This window comes from Micromonospora sp. NPDC049240 (genome assembly GCF_040647835.1).
GTDB lineage: Bacteria > Actinomycetota > Actinomycetes > Mycobacteriales > Micromonosporaceae > Micromonospora.
The window spans coordinates 157,381-164,934 of the sequence record NZ_JBEZCX010000016.1; the positions used below are offsets into that span (position 1 = coordinate 157,381).

Consider the following 7,554-nt stretch of genomic DNA (forward strand, 5'->3'; position numbering starts at 1 on the left):
TTAAGTCACTGTGCCGACGACACCCGGTGTCGGCCTGTTGTCAGATCCAGCCGGCCTCCTGGGCGCGTTGCACCGCCTCCCAGCGGTTCCGGCCGCCGGTCTTGCGCAGCAGGCTGGACAGATGGTTGCGGACCGTCCCGGGAGCGAGGTGCAGCACCGCGGCGATCTCCCGGCTGGGCAGACCCTTCGCGGCGGTGGCGGCCACCTCCCGCTCCCGCTCGCTCAGCGGGTTGACCACGGTGTCCAGCGCGGCGACGGCGGTCAGCGGGTCGATCGCGCGGCGCCCCTGGGCGACGGCCCGCAACTGGGTGAGCATCTCCTCCGGTGGCACGTCCTTGGCGACCACCCCACGCACGCACAGGTTCAGCACCAGTCGCAGCACCCGGGCGCTCGGCCGGTTCGTCAGCACCACGACCGCGCAGTCCGGCGCGGCGGCGCGCAGTGCCGCGACCACCGTCGCCGGCTCGTCCTCCGGGTTGAGGTCGAGCAACGCCAGGTCGGCGCGGCGGCACAGGCCGCCGGCGTCCGTGTCGCCCTCGGCCACCACCTCGAAGTCGGCCGCCGCCGCGACCACTCCGGCCACGAGTGTCCGGCACAGGCTGGGTGCGCCGAGCACGGCGACCCGGACCGCTGGTGTCGGGCCGGTTGCCGATTCGCTACGAGTATCGTTCACGGGACTACTGTGCCCGACACACCGTAACCGGTCACCCCCTGTGCTGTGCGTTTCCGGCGCGATCCCGCCATGTGGTTGCCGCCGGGCGTGGCGGGGTCGGGCCGGGCGTCAGCGTCCGAGTGCGACGGCTAGCCGGCGGACCGCCTCGTCCATCATCTCCGGCCGGGCGGCGGCGTAGGTGAGGCGCAGGTGCGGCGCGGGCGGTTCGGCGGCGTACCAGGGTCGCCCGGGGAACACGGTGACCCCCTCGGCGGCGGCCCGCGCGGTCACCGCGACGTCGTCGGCGCCGTCCGGCAACCGGACCCACAGGTGCAGGCCGCCGCGGGGGACGTCGGGCGGGGTCAGCGCCGGCAGGTGGCGGTCCAGCGCCGCGAGCAGCGCGTCCCGGCGGGCCCGCAGCTCCTTGCGCAGCGTACGGCGGTGCCGGTCCCAGGCCGGCGCGGCGAGGAACTCCAACGCGGCCTGTTGCAGCGGCCCGGCCACGAAGAAGTCGTCGAGCAGCCGGGCGGCGCGCAGGCGTTCCCCGGCCGGCCCGCGCGCGCCCAGCGCGGCGATCCGCAGGCCGGGGGCGGCCGGCTTGGTCAGCGAGCGCAGGTAGACCACGTGTCCGTCCGGGTCGTCGGCGGCCAACGGTGGCGGCGCCTCGCCGTCGATGGTCAGGTCCCGGGCGTAGTCGTCCTCGACCAGGAACGCGCCGGCCTCGCGGATCGCGGTCGCCACCTCGGCCCGCCGGGCGGGGCTGAGCGTCGCGCCGTGCGGGTTGGCGTGCAGCGGCTGGCAGTAGAACAACCGGGCGCCGGTGCGGGCGAACGCGGCGGCGAGCTGGTCGGGGCGGACCCCGTCGGCGTCGGCGGGCACCGGCACCACCCGCAGCCCGGCGGCGTGCGCGGTGGCCAGCGCGCCCAGGTAGGTGGGGGACTCGACGAGCAACGTGTCGCCGGGCACGGTGAGCGCCCGCAGGGTGGACGCGAGAGCGGCCTGTCCGCCCGGGCAGATCACCACATCCTCGGCGCGCAGGCCGCCGCCGGTCTCGCGGGCGAACCAGGCCCGCAGGTCGGCGCGCCCCTCGACCGGGCCGCGTTGCCACGCCGCCGGGTGGCGGGCCGCGCGGGCGAGCGCCGCGCCGAGCGCGACGGCCGGCTGGAGTTCCGCGTCCAGGTAGCCGCCGGTCAACGGGATGGCCCCGGCCGGCGGCAACGCCAGGAGCGCCTGCATCTCCTCGCCGCCGGAGCGCCGGGAGCCCAGCGCGACGGTCTGCCAGGACAGGTCCGGGCGGGGCGGGTCGACGCGCCGGGCCGCCACGAACGCGCCCCGACCCGACCGCGTCTCGACCAGCCCCTCCGCGACGAGCCGCCGGGTCGCCTCGGCGACCGTCACCGGGGAGGCGTAGTGGTGGGCGGTCAGCTCCCGCACCGACGGCAGCCGCGTCCCGGGCGCGGCGGCCCGCACCAGCGTACGCAGGTGGTGGACAACGCGGTCGGTAGCGCTACCATCATTCATGACGGAACAGAGTAGCGCTACTGAACCCACGACGGTAACGGCCCGGCCGGGCGCCGGTGTCGCGCTCGGCGCGCTGGGTGTGCTGGCGTTCAGCATGTCGCTCCCGGCCACCCGCGTCGCCGTGCACACGCTCGACCCGTGGTTCGTCGCGTTCGGACGGGCCGTCGGCGCGGCGCTGCTCGCGGCGGCGTACCTCCGCCTGACCCGGGCCCCGCGCCCCACCCCGGTCCAGTGGCGGCGACTGGCCGTCGTCGCGCTCGGCGTGGTCGTCGGCTTCCCGCTGTTCACGTCGCTCGCGCTCACCACGCAGACCTCCGCGCACGGCGCGGTCGTCGTCACCGTGCTGCCCGCCACGACGGCGGTCTTCGCGGTGCTCCGGGCCGGCGAACGACCGCCACCGCTGTTCTGGCTCGCCAGTGCCGCCGGGCTGGCGCTGGTGCTCGCGTTCCTCGCCACCGGCGGTTCGATGCGCGGCACGCTCTCCCTGGCGGACCTGTTCCTGCTCGCCGCCGTCGTGCTGTGCGGCCTCGGGTACGCCGAGGGCGGCGTGCTGGCCCGTCAGCTCGGTGGCGCCCGGACGATCTGCTGGGCGTTGCTGCTCTCGCTGCCGGTCACGATCCCGGTCACGGTGGTGGCCGCCGCCGCCCACCACCCGCGGGCCGGTGCCGCCGGCTGGACCGCGTTCGGCTACCTCACGCTGGTCTCGATGTTCCTCGGCTTCTTCGCCTGGTACGCCGGACTGGCCCGGGGCGGCATCGCCAAGGTGGGGCAGATCCAGCTCGTCCAGCCGGTGCTCACGCTGGTCTGGTCGGCGCTGCTGCTCGGCGAGGCGATCACCCCGGCCACCGTCGCCGTGGCCGGGGCGGTGCTGGCCTGTGTGGTGCTCATCCAACGCACCCGGGGCGCCGCCCGCCCCCGCGACCACGCCCCGCCCCACCCCGAACGGGCCGGTCAGCGGTAGTGCCCGAGCGTCGGCTAGGCCGGAACGTCGAGCGTGCTGATCAGGTGCGCCACCCGCTGCCGGATCTCGTCGCGGACCTGACGGACGACGTCCAGCGACCGGCCGGCCGGATCGGTGAGCTGCCAGTCCTCGTAGCGTTTTCCGGGGAACACCGGGCAGGCGTCGCCGCACCCCATGGTGACGATGACGTCGCTGGCCTCGGCGGCGTCCCAGGTGAGCCGGGCCGGCGTCCGGTCGGTGATGTCGATGCCGACCTCGCGCATGGCCTCGACGGCGACCGGGTTGATCCGGTCGGCGGGTTCGCTGCCGGCGGAGCGCACCTCGACGGCGTCCCCGGCGAGGTGGCGCAGCCAGCCGGCGGCCATCTGGGAGCGGCCGGCGTTGTGGACGCAGACGAACAGGACGGTGGGTTGGTGACTCATCGGGCTTCGGTCTCCGGGGTGAGGTGGGGCACGACCACGGCGTCGGCGTCGTCGCCGGCGTGGGGGTACCAGAGGGCGAGCGCGGCGACGGCGACCAGACCGCCGACGACCTGGGCGACCAGGAAGCCGGGCACCGAGGCCGGGGCGATGCCGGCGAACGTGTCCGAGAACGCCCGGCCGACCGTGACGGCCGGGTTGGCGAACGAGGTCGACGAGGTGAACCAGTAGGCCGCGCCGATGTACGCCCCGACCGCGGCCGGCGCGGCGGCGGTGCGGCCGGAGCGGGCCAGCGCGAAGATCAGCAGGACCAGGCCGGCGGTGGCGACCACCTCGGCCAGCCACAGGTGCCCGCCGCTCCGGTCGGTGCGGGACCAGGCCATCGCCGGCAGGTCGAACATCAGGTGGGCGAGGACGGCGCCGGTGACCGCGCCGGCGGTCTGGGCGATCGCGTACGCGGCGAGGTCGCGCCCGGTCAGGCCGGTGCCGGCGCGGCGGCCGAGCCACCAGTCGACGGCGGAGACGACCGGGTTGAGGTGCGCGCCGGAGACCGGGCCGAACGTCAGGATGAGCGCGCCCAGGGCGAGGGCGGTGGCGATCGCGTTCTCCAGCAGTTGCAGCCCGGTGTCGGTGGGGGACAGCCGGGTGGCGGCGATGCCCGAGCCGATGACGGCGGTGACCAGCAGCGCGGTGCCGGCGAACTCGGCCGACGCCCGCCGGGACAGGGGGAGGCTCACGCCGGGTGCCCGTCACCGGCGGCGGCCGTGGTCTCCAGCAGCGCGCCGAGCTGCCGGAGCGCCTCGGGCCGGACGCGGTACCAGACCCAGGTCCCGCGCCGGTCGGCGTCGACCAGGCCGGCCTCGCGGAGGACCTTGAGGTGGTGCGAGATGGTCGGCCCGGACAGGTCGAAGGCCGGGGTGAGATCGCAGACGCAGATCTCCGGCACCGAGGCGATCATCGACATCAGCCGCAGCCGGATCGGGTCACCCAGCGCCTTGAACAGGGGCGCGATCACCGCGGCCTGATCGGGCCCCAGGGGGCGGGCCGCGATCGGGGCGCAGCAGGCGACCGCGTCCGGGGTCGCTTGTTTTGACATACGTCTAGCTTGACAGATGTCGAAACAGGCGGCAACCTGAGGGCTGCTTCGACAGTCATCTAGACAAGGAGAAAGTCGCCATGTCCCGAGTCCAGCTCGCCCTGCGCGTGTCCGACCTCGAAGGCTCCGTCGCGTTCTACGCCAAGCTGTTCGGCGTCGAGCCGGCCAAGCGTCGCCCCGGCTACGCCAACTTCGCCATCGAGAACCCGCCCCTGAAGCTCGTCCTCCTCGAGGGGGAGGCCGAGCAGCCCACCGCGCTGGACCACCTGGGCGTCGAGGTGCCCAGCACCGACGAGGTCGACGCCGCCACCCGTCGCCTGACCGACTCCGGCCTCGTCACGCTGGCCGAGAACGACACCGAGTGCTGCTACGCGTTGCAGGACAAGGTGTGGGTGCGCGGCCCCGGCGACGAGCGCTGGGAGGTCTACACCGTCAAGGCCGACTCGCCACGGCTGGAGAAGCCCGCCGAGAACGCCTGCTGCGCCCCCGCCGCCTAGGGGATGTCGTCCACGGACCCGGCGCACGCCTGTGCGCCGGGTCCGCAGTAGTGCAAAAAACCTGCAAACGCCAGCCCTTGCCCTGAGCGAAAGCGCTTTCTTACGATTGCGTCACATCGATGTTTCATTCGCGGGCCGGGCGCCGCGAATGGATGGGAACCGCTGGTGACGCGCCTGATCGTGTCGCCGCTATTCACCTTTTCCTGTTCGGCGGCAGCCGGTCGATCCGGCATGCGCGAAAACGAATCGAGGCGTCCATGGAACGACCAGTCACACGGCGACTTCAGGCCACGTTGGCCACGGCGGCGGTGGGGGTCGCGGTCGCCGTGGCCATGCCGACCCCGCAGGCGTCGGCGGCGGCCGGGACCGCCACCGGCTTCGCGACCCAGAACGGCGGGACCACCGGCGGCGCGGGCGGGCAGACGGTGCGGGCCACCACCGGGACCGCGATCCACGCCGCGCTCTGCAACCGGGCCAGCAGCAGCACCCCGATCGTCATCGAGGTCTCCGGGACCATCAACCACGGCAACACCACCAAGGTCTCGGGTTCGAGCTGCAACACCGCGGCCGGCGTGATCGAGCTGAAGCAGATCAGCAACGTCACCATCATCGGGGTGGGCGGCGGCGCGGTCTTCGACCAGCTCGGCATCCACATCCGCGACTCCCGCAACATCATCATCCAGAACGTCACGGTGCGGAACGTCAAGAAGTCGGGCTCGCCCACCTCCAACGGCGGCGACGCCATCGGCATGGAGAGCACGGTCCGCAACATCTGGGTCGACCACGTCACGCTGGAGGCGTCCGGCGGGGAGGCGGAGGGCTTCGACGGCCTCTTCGACATGAAGGACGACACCCAGTACGTGACGCTGTCCTACAGCATCCTGCGCAACTCCGGCCGCGGCGGGCTCATCGGCTCCAGCGAGAGCGACCGGTCGAACAGCTTCATCACGTTCGACCACAACCTCTACGAGAACATCGACTCCCGCACGCCGCTGCTGCGCGGCGGTGTCGCGCACATGTACAACAACCACTACTCGGGGCTGCACGAGTCCGGCATCAACTCCCGCGCCGGCGCCCGGGCCAAGGTGGAGAACAACTACTTCCGCAACTCCAAGGACGTGCTCGGCACGTTCTACACCAACGAGCGCGGCACCTGGCAGGTCGGCGGCAACATCTTCGACAACGTGACCTGGTCGGCCCCGGGCAACGAGAACTACCCGGCCGGGCCGAACCCGACGTCCACCACCACGGTCGCCATCCCCTACTCGTACCGTCTCGACGGGGCGAGCTGCGTGCCGGACATCGTCCGCCAGACGGCGGGCGCCAACACCGGCCTGCGGACGTCGGACGGCAACTGCACGCCGCAGTCCCCGCCGCCCACCACCCCGACGCCGACCACGCCCGCGCCGACCACGCCCGCGCCGACCACCCCGCCGCCGACGACCACCACCCCGCCGCCGCCCAGCGGGACCAACCTGAGCCTCGCCTCCGGCGCCGGCGCGGACGGTTCCAGCAAGGCCGACGGCACCAGCTACGGCAACGTGCGCGACGCCAACCTCGGCACCTGGTGGTCGCCGTCCGGTTCGACCGGCACCATCTCGATCAAGTGGGGCTCCGCCACCCGGGTGTCCCGGGTGATCATTCGGGAACCGTCCGGCACCCAGGGCTCGATCGGGTCCTGGCAGCTCGTCAACAACGACACCGGCGCGGTCCTCGCCTCGGGGAGCGGGGCGGGTGCGATCAGCTTCGCCGCCACGTCGCTCCAGAAGATCAACTTCAAGATCAACAGCTCGAACGGTACGCCGAGGGTCGGCGAGTTCGAGACGTACGCGAGCTGAGCCCGGCGTGGGGGGCGGGAGTGGCGCAGCCGCTCCCGCCCCCCACCGTTTTCAGAGGGTCAGCACCACGGTGGAGATGGCGCGCTCGCGCTCACCGCGCTGGTCGAGCGGTTCAGGATGACCAGCGTGACCTTGCCGTCGCCCTGGTGGGCGGTCACCTCCAGCGGCAGCACCGTGCCGGCCGTCACCAGCGCGGTACGGGGCGGTCTGAGTTTCCTCATCGCATCTCTCCTCGCCCGACTAGCGCTGGAGCGTCAGCAGACCCGGGCGGTACGGCAGCAGGCCGTAGTCGCCGCCGGAGTTGGTGGCTCGACCCTGGTAGAGCAGTTGCAGGTTGCAGGGGTCGACGGTGAAGGTCTGGTCGGCGGTGGTGCGGATCAGTTCGCCGTGGCTGATGTCGTTGGTCCAGGTGGCGCCGCTGTTGGCCTTGCCGGCGAACGGGTTGCTCTCGGTGGCCGCGTTCGGTGTCCACGATCCGTTCAGGCTGGTCGCGGTGAAGGACCGGAAGTAGCGGCCCTGCGCGCCGATGGCCTCGACGATCATCAGGTAGCGGGTCTGGCCCTGGAGCTT

The 7,554-nt window shown here is 73.1% G+C and carries 10 protein-coding genes; 3 read left to right on the forward strand and 7 right to left on the reverse strand.

The window, feature by feature from the left end; genetic code table 11:
• Positions 1–40: 40 nt before the first annotated feature.
• Positions 41–673 carry a response regulator transcription factor gene (locus AB0B02_RS24225; RefSeq protein WP_357303726.1) on the reverse strand — a complete coding sequence of 211 codons (633 nt, stop codon included), beginning with the start codon at positions 671–673 and terminating at the stop codon, positions 41–43.
• A 108-nt stretch (positions 674–781) separates the two neighbouring features.
• Positions 782–2,173, reverse strand: coding sequence for a PLP-dependent aminotransferase family protein (locus tag AB0B02_RS24230; protein ID WP_357303729.1), 1,392 nt, complete (start codon positions 2,171–2,173; stop codon positions 782–784).
• Here AB0B02_RS24230 and AB0B02_RS24235 point away from each other — a divergent pair.
• Positions 2,172–3,134, forward strand: a complete 963-nt coding sequence (locus AB0B02_RS24235; RefSeq protein ID WP_357303732.1) for a DMT family transporter — start codon at positions 2,172–2,174, stop codon at positions 3,132–3,134. The genes AB0B02_RS24230 and AB0B02_RS24235 overlap by 2 nt on opposite strands.
• Before the next feature lie 14 nt (positions 3,135–3,148).
• Here AB0B02_RS24235 and AB0B02_RS24240 read toward each other — a convergent pair whose 3' ends face one another.
• Genes AB0B02_RS24240 through AB0B02_RS24250 form a run of 3 tightly spaced genes read right to left on the reverse strand, consistent with a single transcriptional unit; the run spans position 3,149 to position 4,649 of the window.
• Positions 3,149–3,556, reverse strand: coding sequence for an arsenate reductase ArsC (locus tag AB0B02_RS24240; protein WP_281940852.1), 408 nt, complete (start codon positions 3,554–3,556; stop codon positions 3,149–3,151).
• The gene (locus AB0B02_RS24245; RefSeq protein ID WP_281940854.1) at positions 3,553–4,290 is read right to left on the reverse strand and encodes an MIP/aquaporin family protein; all 738 of its coding nucleotides are present in this window, start codon (positions 4,288–4,290) and stop codon (positions 3,553–3,555) included. Before AB0B02_RS24245 ends, AB0B02_RS24240 begins: the two co-directional genes overlap by 4 nt.
• On the reverse strand, positions 4,287–4,649 hold the full coding sequence (locus AB0B02_RS24250; protein ID WP_281940855.1) for a metalloregulator ArsR/SmtB family transcription factor: 363 nt from the start codon (positions 4,647–4,649) through the stop codon (positions 4,287–4,289). Before AB0B02_RS24250 ends, AB0B02_RS24245 begins: the two co-directional genes overlap by 4 nt.
• Positions 4,650–4,729: 80 nt before the next feature.
• Between AB0B02_RS24250 and AB0B02_RS24255 the strand changes: the two genes are divergently transcribed.
• Positions 4,730–5,146 carry an ArsI/CadI family heavy metal resistance metalloenzyme gene (locus tag AB0B02_RS24255; RefSeq protein WP_107155641.1) on the forward strand — a complete coding sequence of 139 codons (417 nt, stop codon included), beginning with the start codon at positions 4,730–4,732 and terminating at the stop codon, positions 5,144–5,146.
• 257 nt (positions 5,147–5,403) lie between these two features.
• The gene (locus tag AB0B02_RS24260) at positions 5,404–6,984 is read left to right on the forward strand and encodes a pectate lyase (RefSeq protein ID WP_281940858.1); all 1,581 of its coding nucleotides are present in this window, start codon (positions 5,404–5,406) and stop codon (positions 6,982–6,984) included.
• A gap of 59 nt (positions 6,985–7,043) precedes the next feature.
• Here the strand turns inward: AB0B02_RS24260 and AB0B02_RS24265 are convergent, their stop codons facing one another.
• The gene (locus tag AB0B02_RS24265; protein ID WP_357303739.1) at positions 7,044–7,205 is read right to left on the reverse strand and encodes a hypothetical protein; all 162 of its coding nucleotides are present in this window, start codon (positions 7,203–7,205) and stop codon (positions 7,044–7,046) included.
• Between the two features lie 19 nt (positions 7,206–7,224).
• Positions 7,225–7,554, reverse strand: a 330-nt coding sequence (locus tag AB0B02_RS24270) for a non-reducing end alpha-L-arabinofuranosidase family hydrolase (RefSeq protein ID WP_357303742.1), incomplete at its 5' end; no start/stop codon positions are given.